At 69.3% G+C, this 18,573-nt stretch carries 20 protein-coding genes and 1 pseudogene; 16 read left to right on the top strand and 5 right to left on the bottom strand.

Annotation, left to right across the window (positions count from 1 at the left end):
- The 13 genes from AC1DY2_RS03490 to AC1DY2_RS03430 form a co-directional block, all read left to right on the top strand.
- On the top strand, positions 1-544 hold a 544-nt coding region (locus AC1DY2_RS03490; RefSeq protein WP_476761136.1), incomplete at its 5' end, for an L-threonylcarbamoyladenylate synthase.
- On the top strand, positions 541-1,830 hold the full coding sequence (locus tag AC1DY2_RS03485; RefSeq protein WP_476761135.1) for an MraY family glycosyltransferase: 1,290 nt from the start codon (positions 541-543) through the stop codon (positions 1,828-1,830). The genes AC1DY2_RS03490 and AC1DY2_RS03485, both read left to right, overlap by 4 nt.
- Positions 1,811-2,290, top strand: coding sequence for a hypothetical protein (locus AC1DY2_RS03480; protein WP_476761134.1), 480 nt, complete (start codon positions 1,811-1,813; stop codon positions 2,288-2,290). The genes AC1DY2_RS03485 and AC1DY2_RS03480 overlap by 20 nt, the downstream gene beginning before the upstream one ends.
- Positions 2,291-2,470: 180 nt before the next feature.
- The gene (gene atpB / locus AC1DY2_RS03475) at positions 2,471-3,250 is read left to right on the top strand and encodes a F0F1 ATP synthase subunit A (protein ID WP_309973007.1); all 780 of its coding nucleotides are present in this window, start codon (positions 2,471-2,473) and stop codon (positions 3,248-3,250) included.
- Positions 3,251-3,295: 45 nt separating this feature from the next.
- On the top strand, positions 3,296-3,529 hold the full coding sequence (atpE, locus tag AC1DY2_RS03470; protein ID WP_022888426.1) for an ATP synthase F0 subunit C: 234 nt from the start codon (positions 3,296-3,298) through the stop codon (positions 3,527-3,529).
- 44 nt (positions 3,530-3,573) lie between these two features.
- Entirely contained in the window at positions 3,574-4,128 is a 555-nt protein-coding gene (locus AC1DY2_RS03465; RefSeq protein ID WP_476761138.1) for a F0F1 ATP synthase subunit B, read from the top strand.
- Between the two features lie 3 nt (positions 4,129-4,131).
- Complete coding sequence (locus tag AC1DY2_RS03460; RefSeq protein ID WP_476761133.1) at positions 4,132-4,926, top strand: F0F1 ATP synthase subunit delta; 795 nt, start codon at positions 4,132-4,134, stop codon at positions 4,924-4,926.
- A 77-nt stretch (positions 4,927-5,003) separates the two neighbouring features.
- Positions 5,004-6,644, top strand: coding sequence for a F0F1 ATP synthase subunit alpha (gene atpA, locus AC1DY2_RS03455; RefSeq protein ID WP_476761132.1), 1,641 nt, complete (start codon positions 5,004-5,006; stop codon positions 6,642-6,644).
- 42 nt (positions 6,645-6,686) lie between these two features.
- A complete protein-coding gene (locus AC1DY2_RS03450; protein WP_159602194.1) occupies positions 6,687-7,583 on the top strand; it encodes a F0F1 ATP synthase subunit gamma in 897 nt (298 codons plus the stop codon).
- Between the two features lie 21 nt (positions 7,584-7,604).
- On the top strand, positions 7,605-9,065 hold the full coding sequence (gene atpD, locus AC1DY2_RS03445; RefSeq protein ID WP_309972984.1) for a F0F1 ATP synthase subunit beta: 1,461 nt from the start codon (positions 7,605-7,607) through the stop codon (positions 9,063-9,065).
- A 2-nt stretch (positions 9,066-9,067) separates the two neighbouring features.
- Complete coding sequence (locus AC1DY2_RS03440) at positions 9,068-9,328, top strand: F0F1 ATP synthase subunit epsilon (RefSeq protein ID WP_159602190.1); 261 nt, start codon at positions 9,068-9,070, stop codon at positions 9,326-9,328.
- Between the two features lie 10 nt (positions 9,329-9,338).
- Positions 9,339-9,911, top strand: a complete 573-nt coding sequence (locus tag AC1DY2_RS03435; protein WP_309972981.1) for a P-loop nucleotide/nucleoside kinase family protein — start codon at positions 9,339-9,341, stop codon at positions 9,909-9,911.
- Positions 9,912-10,676, top strand: a complete 765-nt coding sequence (locus tag AC1DY2_RS03430) for a YaaA family protein (RefSeq protein ID WP_476761131.1) — start codon at positions 9,912-9,914, stop codon at positions 10,674-10,676.
- A gap of 6 nt (positions 10,677-10,682) precedes the next feature.
- Here AC1DY2_RS03430 and AC1DY2_RS03425 read toward each other — a convergent pair whose 3' ends face one another.
- Together AC1DY2_RS03425 and AC1DY2_RS03420 are read right to left on the bottom strand one after the other, a co-directional pair.
- Entirely contained in the window at positions 10,683-11,300 is a 618-nt protein-coding gene (locus AC1DY2_RS03425) for a DNA-3-methyladenine glycosylase I (RefSeq protein ID WP_476761137.1), read from the bottom strand.
- A 5-nt stretch (positions 11,301-11,305) separates the two neighbouring features.
- The gene (locus AC1DY2_RS03420) at positions 11,306-11,797 is read right to left on the bottom strand and encodes a methylated-DNA--[protein]-cysteine S-methyltransferase (protein WP_476761130.1); all 492 of its coding nucleotides are present in this window, start codon (positions 11,795-11,797) and stop codon (positions 11,306-11,308) included.
- A 126-nt stretch (positions 11,798-11,923) separates the two neighbouring features.
- Here AC1DY2_RS03420 and AC1DY2_RS03415 point away from each other — a divergent pair, with 126 nt between their 5' ends.
- Together AC1DY2_RS03415 and AC1DY2_RS03410 are read left to right on the top strand one after the other, a co-directional pair.
- Positions 11,924-12,892, top strand: a complete 969-nt coding sequence (locus tag AC1DY2_RS03415; protein WP_476761129.1) for an aldo/keto reductase — start codon at positions 11,924-11,926, stop codon at positions 12,890-12,892.
- Between the two features lie 91 nt (positions 12,893-12,983).
- A complete protein-coding gene (locus AC1DY2_RS03410; protein ID WP_476761128.1) occupies positions 12,984-14,153 on the top strand; it encodes a DUF4192 family protein in 1,170 nt (389 codons plus the stop codon).
- Here the strand turns inward: AC1DY2_RS03410 and AC1DY2_RS03405 are convergent.
- The 3 genes from AC1DY2_RS03405 to AC1DY2_RS03395 are packed head-to-tail and all read right to left on the bottom strand — an operon-like array spanning position 14,140 to position 17,508.
- Positions 14,140-15,585 carry an NAD(P)/FAD-dependent oxidoreductase gene (locus tag AC1DY2_RS03405; RefSeq protein ID WP_476761127.1) on the bottom strand — a complete coding sequence of 482 codons (1,446 nt, stop codon included), beginning with the start codon at positions 15,583-15,585 and terminating at the stop codon, positions 14,140-14,142. The genes AC1DY2_RS03410 and AC1DY2_RS03405 overlap by 14 nt on opposite strands.
- Positions 15,585-16,997, bottom strand: coding sequence for an aspartate aminotransferase family protein (locus AC1DY2_RS03400; protein ID WP_476761126.1), 1,413 nt, complete (start codon positions 16,995-16,997; stop codon positions 15,585-15,587). The genes AC1DY2_RS03405 and AC1DY2_RS03400 overlap by 1 nt, the downstream gene beginning before the upstream one ends.
- 28 nt (positions 16,998-17,025) lie before the next feature.
- A complete protein-coding gene (locus tag AC1DY2_RS03395) occupies positions 17,026-17,508 on the bottom strand; it encodes an Lrp/AsnC family transcriptional regulator (protein WP_476761125.1) in 483 nt (160 codons plus the stop codon).
- A 171-nt stretch (positions 17,509-17,679) separates the two neighbouring features.
- Between AC1DY2_RS03395 and AC1DY2_RS03390 the strand changes: the two are divergent.
- Positions 17,680-18,573 (top strand): annotated as a pseudogene (locus tag AC1DY2_RS03390) (hypothetical protein); the annotation flags it as partial.

Raw genomic sequence — 18,573 nt, 5'->3', positions numbered from 1 at the left:
CGTCGCCGAGTTCTGGCCCGGCGGACTCACGGTCATCCTGCACGCCCAGCCGTCGCTGCAGTGGGACCTCGGCGAGACCCGCGGCACCGTCGCCCTGCGCATGCCGGCCAACCCGATCGCGCTCGAACTGCTGAGCGAGACCGGCCCGCTCGCCGTGTCGAGCGCCAACCTCTCGGGGCAGCCGTCGGCGACGTCCGCGGCCGACGCCGAGGCGATGCTCGGCGAGTCGGTCACCGTCTACCTCGACGGCGGACCGGCCGGCACGGGGTACGAGGCGATCGGCGAACGGCCCGGCGACACGTCCTCGACGATCGTCGACGCCACCGGGCTCACCGCTGACGGGGGAGTGCTCCGCATCGTACGCGCCGGCGTGATCTCGCGCGAGCGCATCGCCGCGGTCGTCGGCGACGAGCTGCTCGCGCCCATCGAGGGTGCGGCGCCCGCGGCATCCGTCGCCGCCGAGGGCTCGCCCGAGGCATCCATCGCCGATGGGGGCTCGCCCGCGGCATCCGTCGCCGATGAAGCGGATGCCGCCGCCTCATGACCCTCTTCCTCGCGCTCGCCCTCGTGGCCGCGCTCGTCACCTTCGGCGGTTCCGTCCTGGTCTGGAAGCTGAGCCTCAAGTACCGGCTCTACCCGAAGATCCGCGAACGCGACGTGCACACCCGCCCCACCCCGCGCCTCGGCGGCATCGCCATGTTCGTCGGCATCCTCGCCGCGATCGGCGCGGCCGCGTTCGTGTCGTCGCTCGGGTCGACCCGCTTCTCGAACGTGTCGATCATCTTCCAGAATCCCTCGCAGATGCTCGCGATCCTCGGGGCGGCCCTGCTCATCGTGCTCATCGGCGTGGCCGACGACATCTGGGACCTCGACTGGACCACGAAGCTCGCCGGGCAGTTCGTCGCCGCCGGTCTGATCGCCTGGCAGGGCGTCTCGATCGTCTCGCTGCCGATCGGCGGCATCACGGTCGGCTCGTCGTGGATGAGCGCCACCATCACGGTGTTCACGATCGTGCTGGTGATGAACGCGATCAACTTCATCGACGGGCTCGACGGCCTCGTCGCCGGAGTCGCCCTCATCGCCAACGGCGTGTTCTTCCTCTACACCTACCTCCTGGTGCAGAAGACGTCGCCGCTCAACTACTTCAACCTCGCCTCGTTGCTCGCGATCGTGATCGTCGGTGCCTGCATCGGCTTCCTGCCGCTCAACTGGCACCCCGCCAAGCTGTTCATGGGCGACGCCGGGGCGCTGCTCATCGGCCTCCTCATGGCCACCTCGGCGATCTCGGTGACCGGCCAGATCAACCCGGCCGCCGTCGGCATCCAGGACCTCTTCGCCGCGTTCATCCCGATCATCCTGCCGTTCGCGGTGCTCGTCATCCCGCTGCTCGACTTCGGGCTCGCCGTCGTCCGGCGGCTGCGTGCAGGCAAGTCGCCGTTCTCCGCCGACCGGAAGCACCTGCACCACCGGCTGCTCGACATGGGCCACTCGCACCTGAACGCCGTGCTCATCTTCTACGCGTGGACCGCGGTGGTGTCGATCGGATGCCTCCTCACGTACGTGCTGCCCGTCTACCTCGGGACGAGCGCCATGTGGGCGTTCGCCTTCATCGGCGTGGGCTTCGTGGTGTGCGCTGCGATCACCCTGGCGCCACTGGGCCGCCGCAAGCGCCTCACGGTCGCCGCGGAGGCCGAGACCCCCGACCTGCCCGAGGGTGTCGTCTTCGACGAGCTCGAACCCAAGCCCGTCCCCGTGACCGTCCCCGATGAGCCCAGCCGGCCAGCCTCCGGCGACCCCGAACTGGAGCACGATGACCGACGCACGGCCTGAGCCCGCCGACCGCACGCCCACCTCGAACCCGGTGCTGCGCCGCGCCCTCGCGTGGGGCGGTGCGCTCGCGGCGGTCGTGCTGGTGGTGAGCGCCGTCCTCGGGCTGGTCTTCGCGGGCACCGAGGGGCTCGTCAGCGCCCTCATCGGCACGCTCATGGCGGTGATCTTCATGGGCATCACGGCGGCCAGCATCCTCCTCGCCAACCGGTACGCCTCCAGCGACGTGTTCGTCGGCGTGTTCTTCGCGATCGTGCTCGGCGGATGGCTGCTGAAGTTCATCGTCTTCATCGTGCTCGTCGTCGTGCTCCGCGACGCGTCCTGGCTCAATCCGGTCGTGCTGTTCCTCAGCCTCGTCGCCGGCGTCATCGCGTCCCTCGTCGTCGACGTGCTCGTCGTCGCGAAGTCCCGCATGCCCTACGCGAGCGACGTGCAGCTACCGAAGGCACCCACCGACGACTGAGGTCCGCCTGAATTCGTCCGCTCGTAGAAGTTGTTGCTAGAGTATTGACGATCCCCCCGGTTTCCGCTCGGCTTCGGCATGTGCGGAATCCGTTCCATGTTCGTCGACGCGAGAGCCGAGCTCCACGCCCCGAAACAGGAGATAGCGCTGCTAGCTAACGCTCTGAACCTGCTGGTTCCGATGTCCACCGACGATGGTGGCTTCCACGGTCCGTCGATCGAGGAATTCTTCCCGGGGGCACTGCTCTTCGGCGGTACTCCGTTCGAGATCAACCGCATCACGCTCGTGCGCATCGTCGCCGTCGTCGCGCTGCTCCTCGTCTTCTGGCTCGGCACGCGCAAGATGCGTCTCGTGCCCGGCCGTTTCCAGAGCCTCGTCGAGATGGGACTCGACCTCGTTCGCGTGAACATCGCCGACGACCTGCTCGGCAAGAAGGACGGCAAGCGGTTCCTGCCGATCCTCACCACCATCTTCTTCATGGTGCTGTTCATGAACCTCACGGGTGTCATCCCGTTCCTGAACATCGCGGGCACGTCGGTCATCGGCGTGCCGCTGGTCCTCGCGATCGTGGCCTACGCCGCGTTCATCTACGCGGGCGTCAAGAAGAGCCCGAAGAACTTCTTCAAGAACTCGCTCTTCCCTGCCGGCGTGCCGTGGCCGGTGTACATCATCGTGACGCCCATCGAGCTGATCTCGACGTTCATCATCCGCCCGATCACGCTCACCCTCCGACTCATGATGAACATGATCGTCGGGCACCTCCTGCTCGTGCTCTTCTTCTCGGCGACGGCGTTCTTCGTCGTGCAGCTCGGCGGCTGGTACACCCTCCTCGGGGTGGGCAGCCTGGCCTTCGGCTTCGTGTTCACGCTGTTCGAGATCCTCGTCGCCGTCCTGCAGGCCTACGTCTTCGCCCTCCTCACCGCGGTCTACATCCAGCTCGCGGTCGCAGAAGAGCACTGAGCCCGGGCACCCGCCCAGCACATCCCTAGGAAAGGAAAACCCAACGTGGACGCAACTACCGTTCTCGCTGAGATCAACGGCAACATCGCAACGGTCGGTTACGGCCTCGCGGCCATCGGCCCGGCAATCGGCGTGGGCATCGTGGTCGGCAAGACCATCGAGGGCGTCGCCCGCCAGCCCGAGCTCGCCGGCCGCCTCCAGGTGCTGATGTGGATCGGCATCGCCTTCACCGAGGCGCTCGCCTTCATCGGCATCGCCACGTACTTCATCTTCGTCTGATCCCCTTCGCCGCTATCTAGGAGGCCAATGTGCTCCACGCAGTTCTGAGCGCTGCGACCGAGGCTGCCGAGGAGAACATGAGCCCGGTCGTCCCCGAGCCCTATGACATCATCGGGTCGGCGATCTGCTTCGTGATCATCCTCGTCTTCTTCTGGAAGTACGCGCTGCCGCGCGTCCAGAAGATGCTCGACGAGCGCGCCGAAGCCATCGAGGGCAACATCGCGAAGGCCGATGAGGCCCAGCGCAAGGCGGAGGCGGCACTCGAGGAGTACACCGCCCAGCTCGCCGACGCGCGCACCGAGGCCGGTCGCATCCGCGAGACCGCCCGCGAGGACGGCAAGAAGATCGTCGCCGAGGCGAGGGAGCAGGCTTCCGGAGAAGCGGCCCGCATCACCGCCGGCGCCCAGGCCCAGATCGAGGCGGAGCGCCAGTCGGCGCTCGTCTCGCTGCGGTCCGAGGTCGGCACCCTCGCGATCGACCTCGCGTCCGGCGTCATCGGCGAGAGCCTCTCCGATGACCGCAAGGCGCAGAACGTCGTCGACCGCTTCCTCGCCGATCTCGAGGCGAGCGAGCAGGCGGCTGCCGGAGGGAAGAAGTAACCCATGGGTAGCGCTACGAGAGGGGCCCTCGCCGACATGCGAGCGGCGCTCGCCGAGCTCGGCCGTGCCGAGCTGACGGTCGCCGAGGACCTCCTCGCGGTCGGCCGGGTCGTGGGGGCGTCGTCGCACCTGCGCTCCGCGCTCACCGACAACGAGGCGGATGCCGCGCAGAAGCGCGCCCTGGTCGCGGCGGTCTTCGGCTCGAAGATCAGCCCTGCAGCCGCATCCCTGCTGTCGGCCGCGGCCACCGCGCGGTGGTCGAGCGGAGACGACTTCCTCGCCGGCATCGAGGAGCTGGGCTACCGCGTCGCGGCCGAGTCCGCTCCCGAGGGCGTGCAGGTCGACGCCGAGCTCTTCACCGTCGAGCAGGCGGTGGCCTCCGACGACGAGCTCGAGCTGGCCCTCGGCAGCAAGCTGAGCCCGACCGCGTCGAAGACCCAGATCGTCGACCGTCTGCTGGGGGGCAAGGCCGCACCGCAGACCGTCGCCATCGTGCGCCACCTCGTGGAGCAGCCCCGCGGCCGTCGCATCGGCGAGGCGCTGCGCCACGCGGCATCCGTCGTCGCCGACCAGCGTGGATTCGATGTCGCGACGGTCACGACCGCCGTCCCGCTCACGCCCGAGCAGCTCGCGCGGCTCCAGCAGGGCCTCGCCGCCCAGACCGGCCGCCGAGTCCGATTCGACACCATCGTCGACCCCGCCGTGCTCGGTGGAGTCCGCGTGCAGATCGGCGACGACGTCATCGACGGCAGTGTCGCCAGCCGCCTCAGCTCGCTGAGGCAGAAGCTTGCCGGCTGACCGCCGGACGAAACGACCGGCGTCCTGCGCCGCGACAGACCAGTAGCTGTACAACCGGTACAGAAAAGGGAAAGACAATGGCAGAACTCTCCATCAGCCCCGACGAGATCCGTTCGGCTCTCTCGGAGTTCGTCTCGTCGTACGAGCCGGGCACGGCGCAGAAGACCGAGGTCGGATACGTCACCGACGCCGGCGACGGCATCGCGCACGTCGAGGGCCTGCCCTCGGTCATGGCGAATGAGCTCATCCGCTTCGCCGACGGCACGCTCGGCCTCGCGCTCAACCTCGACGAGGACGAGATCGGCGTCGTCGTGCTCGGCGAGTTCACCGGCATCGAGGAGGGCATGGAGGTGACTCGCACGGGCGAGGTCCTCTCGGTCCCCGTCGGCGAGGGCTACCTCGGCCGTGTCGTCGACCCGCTCGGCAACCCGATCGACGGCCTCGGCGAGATCACCGGCATCGAGGGCCGTCGTGCCCTCGAGCTGCAGGCGCCCGGCGTCATGCAGCGCAAGTCGGTGCACGAGCCCCTCCAGACCGGCATCAAGGCCATCGACGCGATGATCCCCGTCGGCCGCGGCCAGCGTCAGCTCATCATCGGCGACCGCCAGACCGGCAAGACGGCCATCGCGATCGACACGATCATCAACCAGAAGGCGAACTGGGACTCAGGCGACCCCAACAAGCAGGTCCGCTGCATCTACGTGGCGATCGGCCAGAAGGGCTCGACCATCGCGGGCGTCAAGGGCGCTCTCGAAGACGCCGGCGCCATGGAGTACACCACCATCGTGGCGGCTCCCGCGTCCGACCCGGCCGGCTTCAAGTACCTGGCGCCGTACACCGGCTCGGCGATCGGCCAGCACTGGATGTACGACTCCAAGCACGTGCTGATCATCTTCGACGACCTGTCGAAGCAGGCTGAGGCCTACCGTGCCGTGTCGCTGCTCCTCCGCCGCCCGCCGGGCCGCGAGGCCTACCCCGGCGACGTCTTCTACCTGCACTCGCGTCTGCTCGAGCGCTGCGCCAAGCTCTCCGACGAGCTCGGTGCCGGATCGATGACCGGCCTGCCGATCATCGAGACGAAGGCGAACGACGTCTCGGCGTACATCCCGACCAACGTGATCTCGATCACCGACGGCCAGATCTTCCTCCAGTCCGACCTCTTCAACGCGAACCAGCGTCCTGCGGTCGACGTGGGCATCTCGGTGTCGCGAGTCGGCGGCGACGCGCAGGTGAAGTCGATCAAGAAGGTCTCGGGCACGCTGAAGCTCGAGCTCGCCCAGTACCGCTCGCTCGAGGCGTTCGCGATGTTCGCGTCCGACCTCGACGCCGCGAGCCGTCGCCAGCTCGCCCGTGGCGCACGCCTCACCGAGCTGCTCAAGCAGCCGCAGTACTCGCCGTACCCCGTCGAGGAGCAGGTCGTCTCGATCTGGGCCGGCACCAACGGCAAGCTCGACGAGGTCCCGGTCGAGGACATCCTGCGCTTCGAGCGCGAGCTGCTCGACTACCTCGGCCGCAACACCGAGGTGCTCTCGACGCTGCGCGACACGAACGTGCTGTCCGACGAGACGGTCGCGACCCTCGAGGCCGAGGTCGACAAGTTCAAGCTCGAATTCCAGACCGGTGAGGGCAAGCCGCTCGCCTCGGTGGGCAGCGAGCAGTTCGAGGCCATCGCCGCGGAGGACGTCAACCAGGAGAAGATCGTCAAGGCTCGCCGCTAGGCAGCCGGCGACGACGATCGAACCTAGGCATACAGGAGAGAAATGGGAGCGCAACTTCGGGTCTACCGGCAGAAGATCAAGTCTGCCCAGACGACGAAGAAGATCACCAAGGCGATGGAGCTCATCGCCGCCTCGCGCATCCAGAAGGCGCAGGCACGCGTGACGGCTTCGACGCCGTACTCGCGCGCCATCACGCGCGCCGTCTCGGCCGTCGCGACGTACTCGAACGTCGACCACGTGCTCACCACCGAGCCCGAGACGATCGAGCGCGCAGCCGTCGTGATCCTCACGTCCGACCGTGGCCTCGCGGGAGCATTCAACTCGCAGGTGCTGCGCGAGGCGGAGGAGCTCGCCGAGCTGCTCCGCTCGCAGGGCAAGGAGGTCGTGTACTTCCTCGTCGGGCGCAAGGCCGTGGGCTACTTCCAGTTCCGTCGCCGCGCGTCCGAACAGCAGTGGACCGGCAGCTCCGAGAACCCCGAATTCGAGCTCGCCAAGGAGATCGCCGACGCCGTGCTCGAGGCGTTCCTCCGGGACGCCGCCGACGGCGGTGTCGACGAGATCCACGTCGTCTACAACAAGTTCGTGAGCATGATGACGCAGACCCCCGAGGTCGTGCGCCTGCTGCCGCTCGAGGTCGTCGAGGGTGTCGACGAGCCCGACGCGACCGTGCAGCCGCTCTACGAGTTCGAGCCCGACGTCGAGACCGTGCTCGATGCGCTGCTGCCGGTCTACATCGAGAGCCGCATCTTCAACGCGCTCCTGCAGTCCGCTGCAGCGAAGCACGCGGCCACGCAGAAGGCGATGAAGTCGGCAAGCGACAACGCCGACAAGCTCATCACCGACTACACCCGGCTGGCGAACAACGCGCGCCAGGCCGAGATCACGCAGCAGATCTCCGAGATCGTGGGCGGCGCCGACGCGCTCGTCGCCAAGAAGTAACCCAGAAAAGAGAGAGCCAGAATGACTGACACCGCAACCGCGCCGGTCGCCGAGTCGACCGCCGGCGCCGTCGGCCGCATCGCCCGCGTCACGGGCCCCGTCGTCGACATCGAGTTCCCGCACGACTCGATCCCCGAGATCTACAACGCTCTCCAGACCAAGATCACGGTCGGAGGCGAGACCCTCGTCCTGACCCTCGAGGTCGCCCAGCACCTGGGTGACGACCTCGTCCGCGCCATCGCGCTGAAGCCCACCGACGGGCTCGTGCGCGGCCAGGAGGTGACCGACACCGGCGAGGCGATCTCCGTCCCCGTGGGCGACGTCACCAAGGGCAAGGTGTTCAACGTCATCGGCGAGATCCTCAACGGCGAGCCGGGCGAGCAGGTCGAGATCACCGAGCGCTGGCCGATCCACCGCCGGCCCCCGGCATTCGACCAGCTCGAGTCGAAGACGCAGCTCTTCGAGACCGGCATCAAGTCGATCGACCTCCTCACCCCCTACGTGCAGGGCGGCAAGATCGGCCTCTTCGGTGGTGCGGGCGTCGGCAAGACCGTCCTCATCCAGGAGATGATCCAGCGCGTGGCGCAGGACCACGGTGGCGTCTCCGTGTTCGCCGGTGTCGGCGAGCGCACCCGTGAGGGCAACGACCTCATCCACGAGATGGAGGAGGCGGGCGTCTTCGACAAGACCGCCCTCGTCTTCGGCCAGATGGATGAGCCGCCGGGCACGCGCCTTCGCGTCGCGCTCTCCGCGCTGACCATGGCGGAGTACTTCCGCGACGTGCAGAAGCAGGACGTGCTGCTCTTCATCGACAACATCTTCCGCTTCACGCAGGCGGGCTCCGAGGTGTCGACGCTGCTCGGCCGCATGCCGTCCGCGGTGGGCTACCAGCCGAACCTCGCCGACGAGATGGGCGTCCTGCAGGAGCGCATCACGTCGACGCGCGGCCACTCGATCACCTCGCTCCAGGCGATCTACGTCCCCGCCGACGACTACACCGACCCCGCTCCGGCCACGACGTTCGCGCACCTCGACGCCACGACCGAGCTGTCGCGTGAGATCGCGTCGAAGGGTCTCTACCCGGCCATCGACCCGCTCACCTCGACGTCGCGCATCATGGACCCCCGCTACCTGGGCGAGGACCACTACCGCGTCGCCACCACGGTCAAGCAGATCCTCCAGAAGAACAAGGAGCTCCAGGAGATCATCGCGATCCTCGGTGTCGACGAGCTCTCCGAGGAAGACAAGATCACGGTGTCGCGCGCGCGTCGCATCCAGCAGTTCCTCTCGCAGAACACCTACATGGCGAAGAAGTTCACCGGTGTCGAGGGCTCCACGGTGCCGCTCAAGGACACGATCGAGTCGTTCGACGCGATCGCCCGCGGTGACTTCGACCACGTCGCGGAGCAGGCGTTCTTCAACGTCGGCCCCATCACCGACGTCGAGGAGAACTGGGCCCGCATCCAGAAGGAGAACGGCTGAGCATGGCCGTCCTCAATGTGAGCGTCGTCTCGGCCGACCGGGAGGTCTGGTCGGGCGAGGCGTCCATGGTCATCGCCCGTACGGTCGAAGGCGAGATCGGCATCCTTCCCGGCCACGAGCCCATGCTCGCGATCCTCGCCGGTGGCGAAGTTCGCGTCACCCTCCCGGGTGGCGAGAAGATCACGGCCAACGCGGAGGACGGGTTCCTGTCGGTGCAGTCCGACTCGGTCCAGCTCGTCGCGTCGCGGGCCGAGCTCGCCTGAGGGAGCACGGATGCAGGGGGAGCAGCCGATCGAACGCCAGTTCGGTGACCTGAGCGTCACCCAACTCATCGTCATGGCCGGGCTGCCGGGCGCGGGCAAGTCGACGATCGCCGAGATCGTCGGTGCCCGGCTCGGCGCCACGGTCGTGTCCGTCGACCCCATCGAGTCGGCCATTCTCCGCGCCGGCATCGACGCCGACCAGCCCACCGGGCTCGCGGCGTACCTCGTTGCCGAGGAGATCGCGGAGAAGGAGCTCGACTCCGGACGCACGGTCATCGTCGACGCGGTGAATGCCGCGGAGGCGGCTCGGCTGCAGTGGCGCGACCTCGCTGCGCGCGCCGATGTGCGACTGCGGGTGATCGAGGTGGCCTGCTCCGACGAGGGAGTGCACCGTGCGCGTCTCGAGAAGCGCGAGCGTCGGCTMCCGCACCTCGAGGAGACGACGTGGCGCGCCGTCGAGCAGAGCCTCGAGGGCTACGCCCCGTGGACGGGTCCGTCCTCGGCGCTGCCGCGCGTGACCATCGACAGCGTGCAGTCGCTCGGATCGAACGTCGAGGCGGCGCTCGCCTTCATCGCGTCCTAGATGCGGCTGCTCCTGCCGCCGTCCGAGACGAAACGGGATGGCGGCGACGGTGGCCCGGTCGATCTCGCGCTGCTGGCCGCACCCGAACTGAACGATGCCCGGTTCGAGCTGATGGACGCGGTCGCGACACTCGCCGCGGACCATGACGCCGCCATGCGCGCCTTGAAGCTCGGTCCGCGGCAATCGGCCGAGGTCGAGCGGAACCGTCGGATCCACGTTGCGCCGTCGATGCCTGCGATCGACCGCTACACGGGGGTGCTGTTCGATGCGCTCGACGCCCCGACGCTGTCGGCCGAGGCGAGGTCGTATGCGGCCCGCACGGTCATGGTGCACTCGGCCTTGTTCGGCCTGGTCGGCGCGCTCGATCCCATTCCCGCCTACCGGCTGTCCCATGACTCGCGTCTCCCCGGCATCCGGCTGCGTCAGTTCTGGCGGCCGCTCCTCGAGTCGTCGCTCGCGCAGCAGCGCGGGCTGATCGTGGACCTCCGCTCCGAGGGGTACGCGCACCTCGGCCCGGCGCCCGTCCGAGAGGACAGCGTCTTCGTTCGCGTCGTCACGATCGGAGGCGACGGACGACGTCGCGCCCTCAACCACTTCAACAAGACGGCGAAGGGCGCGTTCACGCGGGCGGTGCTCGAGTCTCGTCCGACGGTGGAATCGGTCGACGAGCTGATCGACTGGGCGCGGACCGCCGGATTCGGGCTCGACGCCGCTCAGGGCGCTGACCCCGCGAGCGGCATGCGCGAGCTGGAGCTCCTGGCCTGAGCCTGATCAGGCGACTGTCGTGACGGGCTCCGCGGATGCGTCTCGCGGCATCCTCGCCCGGAAGCACCCCGACACGTGGTCGTCCACCATGCCCGCAGCCTGCATGAGCGCGTACATCGTGGTCGGCCCGACGAACCGGAAGCCGAGCCGGCGGAGCTCCTTGCTCATAGCAACGGACTCGGGCGTCGTGGCGGGAACCTCCGCGAACGACCGCGGCGCCGTGTCGCGAGGCGGGGGAGCGAAGCTCCACAGGAGTTCGTCGAGAGGGACATCCAGAGCGAGGGTGGCCCTGGCGTTCTGGATGGCGGCCTCGATCTTGCCCCGGTGGCGGATGATGCGGGCGTCGGTCAGCAGCCGCTCGACGTCGGCCTCGGTCATCGCGGCGACCTGATCGACGTCGAACCCGTGGAAGACCTCGCGGAACGCCGGCCGCCGGCGGAGGATGGTGATCCACGACAGCCCCGCCTGGAACCCCTCGAGGCAGACCTTCTCGTAGAGGCACACGGGATCGTGCTGTGGCGTGGCCCATTCCTCGTCGTGGTACCGGCGGTATTCGGGATCGTTCGCGCCCCAGGCGCAGCGGGGGAGGGCGTCGTCACCGATCACGACGTCGGCGGATGGGATGACGCTCACGCGGCGAAGCCGATGCGTTCGTGTCCGAGCAGCCAGAGCTTGGTCGGGATGCCGTCGCCGCCGGAGTAGCCCGTGATACGTCCGTCGGACGCGAGCACCCGATGGCATCCGACGATGATGGGCACCGGGTTGGCACCGACGGCGCCGCCGATCGCACGGGCCGACCCGGGCTTGCCGACGGCCGTGGCCAGCGCGCCGTATGAGATGGCCTCGCCCCACTGGAGCCGCTCGAGTTCGGCCCAGACGGCCTGCTGGAACGCCGTGCCCGAAAGGCGGACGGGGACGTCGAAGTCGGTGCGTGCGCCGGCGAAGTACTCGAGGAGCTGCGATCGGGCGTCGTCGAGCACCGGATTGGAGCGCTCGGGCTCGCCGTCGTGGGGGAGCGCGCCATCGCGCTCGATGGTGACGCCGGTCAGCGCATCGTCATCGCCGACGAGCTCGATGCGCCCGACGGGGCTGTCGAGGCGGGTGAGGTACACGTTGGTCATGGTTCGAGCGTAGCCGCGGCATCCGACATCGACTCGCGGGAATCGGACATCGCGGATCGCGCCCGATCGAGTCGGCTGGGGAGGACGAGTCGAGAGCCGAGGACCGTGCGCGAATAGGCTGGAGCGATGACGGATCTCGAGTACCGCTCCCTCGGCCGGTCGGGCCTCCGCGTCTCGACCGTGGGGCTCGGCGGCAACAACTTCGGTCGGGTGGGCACCGCCACGGAAGGCCAGGAGGGCACGGACGCCGTAGTGGCGGCGGCGCTCGACGTCGGCGTCAATCTCATCGACACCGCCGACATCTACGGCCGCGAGTACGGACTCAGCGAGACCCTCCTGGGCTCAGCGCTGCGCGGGCGCCGCGACGAGGTCGTCATCGCGACGAAGTTCGGGCACTCGAGCCTGCCGTCGCCCCTCCCGGCGTGGGGAGCACGGGGCTCGCGCCGCTACATCCGCCTCGCCGTCGAGGGGTCGCTCCGGCGGTTGCAGACCGACTGGATCGACCTGTACCAGCTGCACACGCCCGACCCTGCAACGCCGATCGACGAGACCATCGCGGCACTCGACGACCTCGTGCGCGCCGGCAAGGTGCGCTACCTCGGCCACTCCAACCTGAGCGGCTGGCAGATCGCGGAGGCGGAATACGTCGCGCGCGAGCTGGGCGCCGCACGCTTCATCTCCGCGCAGAACGAGTACAACCTGCTGGCACGGGGCGTCGAGGCCGAGGTCCTCCCGGCGGTCCGGCACCTGGGGCTCGGCTTCCTGCCGTACTTCCCGCTGCAGAACGGCCTGCTCACCGGAAAGTTCCGACGCGACGAGCAGCCCGCCGACACCCGTATCATGCGTCAGCGCCGTCACCTCGTCGACGACGCGCCATGGGACGTGCTCGACCGATACCGCGACTTCGCCGACGCGCGCGGCATCAGCATGCTCGAGGCCACGTTCGGATGGCTGCTCGCACAGCCGTCGCTGACGAGCGTGATCGCCGGCACCACGCGGCCCGAGCAGATCCGGCAGAACGCGGCCGCCGGTGTCGCCTGGCAGCCGACCGACGCCGAGCTCGACGAGGTCTCCCGGATCTTCGCCGCGGGTTGAGTCCTCCTCCCCAGGCCTCGCCCGACTGAGGGCCATCGATACGGAAGTGGCGCCGGGGCGCGACGGATGCCGCGGGCGCCATGCTCACCGCATGACCACCATCATCCGTGCCGCCGGTGCCCACGACCTGCTGGCCATCGTGCCCACCCTTGCCGGGTTCATCCCCGAACGCTCGATCGTCTGCGTGGCCTTCCGCGGCACGCGCTCGGCCGGCGTCCTCCGTCATGACCTCCCTCGGCGCGCGGCCGAGCGGCAGGCGGTCGTCAGCGCCATCATCGGCACGCTCTGTCGGATGCCGGGCGTCGATGCCGTCGTGCCGATCGCGTACACCGACGCGACCTTCGGCGCGACCCGCCGGTTCCCCGAACGCGCGCTCCTGTCGCTGCTGGTCCGACGCATCGAGCAGGCCGGATTCGTGGTGCGGGACGCCCTCTGCCACGGCGCCGACGCCTGGGGGTCGCTTCTCGATCCCGCGACGCCCGCCAACGGGCATCCGGTCGCGATGATCGACGAGAGCAGCGCACTGAGCCGGGTTCCGGGCGACGCCCGCTCGATCGGCGGCGTGGCCGACTCCGGTCGCCTGCCGACGCCCGACGACGCCACCTACCGCGAGATCGCCGAGYACATCGCCCGATTCGACGACCTCGAGCGAGGCGAGGCGGCGCTCGCCGAACTCGGCGCCGAGGCGGACCCGGTTGAGCTCGTCGAGGCCCTGCTCGAGGGCGAGCCCGGCGATCAGCCCGAACGCCGCATCGCGTGGTTCCTCCACCTGGCGCGGCGACCGGGCATCCGCGATGCGATGATGCTGCAGTTCGGATTCGGGCCGGTGGTCGGCGAGACGGCCCTGGACGACGCCTTCGAGACCGCCGCGGTGGCGGAGCGCACGGGAGAGACCGTCGACCAGGTCGTCCGTCGGCGGCACGCCGACGACCCCGGCGAAACGGTCTCCGACCTGCTCGCGCGGCTCCTGCTCGGGCAGACGACCATCAGGCCCGATGCCGATCGGGTGCGCCGGGCGCTCGAGGCGGTGCGGTGGGCCGCAGCACATGCGCCCGACGGCCACCGCGGGCCGCCGCTGTGCGTTGCGGCCTGGCTGGCGTGGGCACTCGGCATGGGATCGGCGGCCGGAGCGCTGCTCGAGCAGGCGATCTCGGCGGAACCCGACCTCTCGATGGCGGGGCTGCTCGCGTCGTTCATCGGCAGTGGCGCACTCCCCGAGTGGGCATTCTCCCGACCCGGGTCGGATGTCAGTGACCGGTGAGCGGACCCAGCAGCCGAGCGGCGACGGATGGCCGCTTCGTCACCCGTTCCTCGACGTCGGCGAGTTGCATGCCGAGCACGCCGAGGTTCGCGCCGGCGAAGCGGAGCGGCTCCGGCTCCCACAGGGGCGAACGGTGGTTCGCCCACGGGAGGGCGGTCAGCGCGGTGGAGCGTTCGAGCACGAGGTCGGCGAGCGTGCGGCCCGCCAGATTCGTCGTCGAGAGCCCATCGCCCACGTACCCGCCCGCGAAGCCGACCCCCGTCCTCGGGTTGTAGCTCGCGGTCGCGTGCCAGTCCCTCGCGATGCCGAGCGGACCACCCCAGCGGTGCGTGATCCGCGCGTCGCCCAACGCCGGGAAGAGCTCGCGCAGGGCACGGTGCAGGTGCGAGAACACGTCGTCGACCCGCTCGTACGCCGGATCGACCGCGCTTCCCCAGTGATACCGGGCGCCACGACCACCGAACGCGAATCGATTGTCGGCCGTGCGCTGACCGTAGATCAGGAGGTGCCGGTAGTCGCTGAACGTCTGGCCGTGCGCGATCCCGATCTCGCTCCAGACCTCGTCGGGGAGTGGTTCGGTCGCGATCATCAGCGAGTAGATCGGGAGGATGCGCCGCCGAACGCGCGGCAGTTGCGAGCCGTAGCCCTCGAGGGCGATGATGACCCGGCGCGCCGAGACGGTCCCGTGCGCACCCGAGTCGACGGCATGGAATCGCACCTTCCCGGCGGCCCAATCGACCACCTCCGTCCGCTCGAAGATCGCGACGCCGAGCGCCTCGACCACGCGGGCGAGGCCCCGCACCAACTTCGCCGGATGCAGCCGTGCGCACGCGGGATCGAGCACGGCGGTGGGGGAGGCCCCGTCGATTCCCGAGGCGCCGAAGCGCCCCGCGACCGCCGCGTCGTCCCAGTACTCGAGGCGATCGACACCGAACCGACGTGCCTCGCCGACGTCGGCGATGGCGGCTGCCCGCTGCACGTCGTTCCGCGCGAAGACCACCGTGCCGCCACGTTCGTAGTCGCACTCGATGCCCTCGGCTCGGGTGACGCGACCGACTTCCTCGACGGTGTCGATCATCGCGCGCCGCATGGCGACGGCCGCATCGAACCCGTGCTCGCGTTCCAGTGACGCTGCCGAGCGGGGGAACAGCGCCGAGCACCATCCGCCGTTCCGGCCCGACGCGCCGTAGCCGGCGATCTCGCGCTCAAGGACCGCGATCCGCAGCCGGGGTTCCGCCTTCGCGAGTGCGTACGCCGTCCACAGGGCCGTCAGCCCTCCGCCGACGATGCAGACGTCGAACGAGGCATCCGACGTCAGGGCGGCCCGGGGAGCCAGGTCGTCCGTGCCCGAGACGACGACATCGTCGAGCCAGAAGCTCGCCTGCCGATACGTCGCCTCGCTGCCGTCCGTCGCGCGACGGAGCGACGCCATCAGAGCCGGTTCGAGGCTTCGGTGAGCACCCCTCGCAGGATCTGCTCGATCTCCTGGAACTCGGGCACGCCGATGGTGAGCGGCGGCGCGAGCTGGATCACGGGGTCTCCGCGGTCGTCGGCCCGGCAGTACAGGCCGGCGTCGAACAGGGCCTTCGAGAGGAACCCGCGCAGCAGCCGCTCGGATTCGTCGTCGTCGAAGGTCTCGCGAGTGGCCTTGTCCTTCACGAGCTCGATGCCGAAGAAGTACCCGTCGCCGCGCACGTCGCCCACGATCGGCAGGTCGAGGAGCTTCTCGAGCTCGGCACGGAACAGGGGGGAGTTCTCGCGCACGCGCTCGTTCAGCCCCTCCTCCTCGAAGATGTCGAGGTTCTCGAGGGCGACGGCGGCCGACACGGGATGACCGCCGAAGGTGTAGCCGTGGTAGAACGAGGTCGTCCCGGTGGCGAAGGGCTCGTAGATCTTCTCCGAGACGATCGTCGCGCCGATGGGGGAGTACCCCGACGTCATGCCCTTGGCGCACGTGATCATGTCGGGCACGTAGCCGTAGGCATCACAGGCGAACATGTGCCCGATGCGACCGAATGCGCAGATCACCTCGTCGGAGACGAGCAGCACATCGTACTGGTCGCAGATCTCGCGCACGCGCTGGAAGTATCCGGGCGGCGGCGGGAAGCATCCGCCGGAGTTCTGCACCGGCTCGAGGAAGACCGCCGCCACCGTCTCGGGACCCTCGAAGAGGATCATCTCCTCGATCCGGTTCGCGGCCCAGACGCCGAACGCCTCGAGGTCCTCGGACGGCGCGCCAACCTCTGCAGCCCGGTAGAAGTTCGTGTTCGGCACCCGGAACCCGCCCGGCGTGAGCGGTTCGAACATCGCCTTCATGGCGGGGATGCCGGTGATCGCGAGCGCTCCCTGGGGTGTGCCGTGGTAGGCCACGGCGCGCGAGATCACCTTGTGCTTGGTGGGCTGGCCCTTCAGCTTCCAGTAGTACTTCGCCAGCTTGAACGCCGTCTCGACCGCCTCGCCGCCGCCCGTCGAGAAGAAGACGCGGTTGAGGTCCCCGGGTGCGTAGTCCGCCAGCCGGTCGGCGAGCTCGATCGCCGAGGGATGCGCGTACGACCAGATMGGGAAGAACGCGAGCTGCTCGGCCTGCTTGGCGGCGACCTCGGCGAGGCGCCGGCGTCCGTGGCCGGCGTTCACGACGAAGAGGCCCGAGAGGCCGTCGAAGTACTTGCGGCCCTCCACATCGAAGATGTGATGGCCCTCGCCGCGGGTGATGATCGGCACTCCCGACGTCGCCATCGTGGACTGCCGGGAGAAGTGCATCCAGAGGTGGTCCTTGGCCTTCTGCTGCAGGTCCGCGTTGTCGTAGCGCACGTCGAGGCTCGTCGGTGAGTCGAGGGTGGTCATGGCTGTCCTCCTGGTTCGGGTCGCCCGCTCAGCGGGTGCCCCAGTTGTAGAACTGCTTCTGCAGCTTCAGGTATACGAAGGTCTCGGTGCTCTGCACGCCGGGCAGGTTGCGGATGCGCGAGTTCAGCAGGTTGATGAGTTCCTCGTCGTTCTCGCAGACCACCTCGGCGAGCAGGTCGAAGCTGCCGGCCGTGAGCACGACGTAGTCGAGCTCGGGGATCTCGGCGAGCTGCTCGGCGAGTTCTCGGGTGTCGCCGCCGGCGCGGATGCCGATCATGGCCTGCCGGGTGAAGCCCAACTGCATCGGGTCGGTCACGGCGACGATCTGCATGACGCCCGATTCGGTGAGCCGCTGCACGCGCTGACGGACCGCGGCCTCCGACAGGCCGACCGCCTTGCCGATGTCGGCGTACGACCGCCGGCCGTCGGCCTGGAGCTGCTCGATGATCGCCTTGGAGACGTCGTCGAGGTGCACCGGCCGCAGCTGCGCCGAACGCGCGGAGTTCGTCATGCGTCGATCATGTCAGCGACGGATGCCGCTGGCAAGCGATTCCGTCGAAACCAGCGCGGTTCGCAACTGATTCCATACAATGCCATCTCCTATGTGGTGGATCCCACGGGAGATCCCACGGGATGAGTCCTGCGGGGACGTGTCGGGGCGCACGATGCCAGACTGGTCGACATGGTGGTCGGATCCGTCACGAGCGCGGCGGTGCCGGGCGCGCCCGCATGGGACATCGTCGTGGGCGACCGCTTCATCGCCGCGATCGCCGCGCCGGCTCCCGATGCGGCGACCACGGCCTTGGCGGCGGCAGCGGCCGACGAGACGGTGACCATCGAGGCCCTCGTCGGCCTGGTCCCGCTCGGCGGCGCGGACGCGGTGGAGTCCTTCGGCATCGTCTGGTGGCCGGGCGACTCGCCCGCCGAGGTGACGGCCGTCGTGCGCGGCGACGCCGTCGTCGACCTCACGTCGCCCGGCGGCACGAGGCGGTTCGACGCGCGCGACATCCGTCCCTGGCACCTCGCCGACTTCGACGCCGTGATCGCGATCCGCATCGTCGGGGCGGATTCGCCGCTCGATCACCTCGGTGAGACGAACGACGTGGTGGCGCACGCGCGCGCCAGCCTGCGCGCCTCGGCCCTCGAGTGGAACTCGCCCGCCGCGCCCCGGCGACCCCGGGCATCCGCCGCCGATGCCGACACCATCCTCATGGGCCGCGCACGGCCCGTCGCCGGCGCACCCGGGCCGAATGCCGACGCCGAGCCCGGCACGCCCCTGGACTCGGCCGACACGATCCTCACTCCACGCCGGTCCGCCGGTGCCGGCAGTCCGGTTCCCTCCGGACACGCGGCGGGGGTGCCCGTCGCCGAGTCGCAGCCGTCGTCGGCTGCGGGTGCGCCCCAGCGACCGTCGACCGTGCCGTTCGTCGCCGAGGCGGGACCGGCGGCACCCGTGCCACCACCGCCGACCCGGGCCATCCCGGCGTTCCGGATCGGCGACGGTCCGCCGCATCCCATCGCCGGCCCGGTGCTCATCGGGCGCCGCCCGCTGGCGCCGCGCATTCCCGCGGCCGGA

The organism is Agromyces sp. P1_H4, assembly GCF_056405255.1.
Note: the sequence above shows the minus strand (reverse complement) of the source record. Positions and strands in the feature narration are given on the sequence as shown.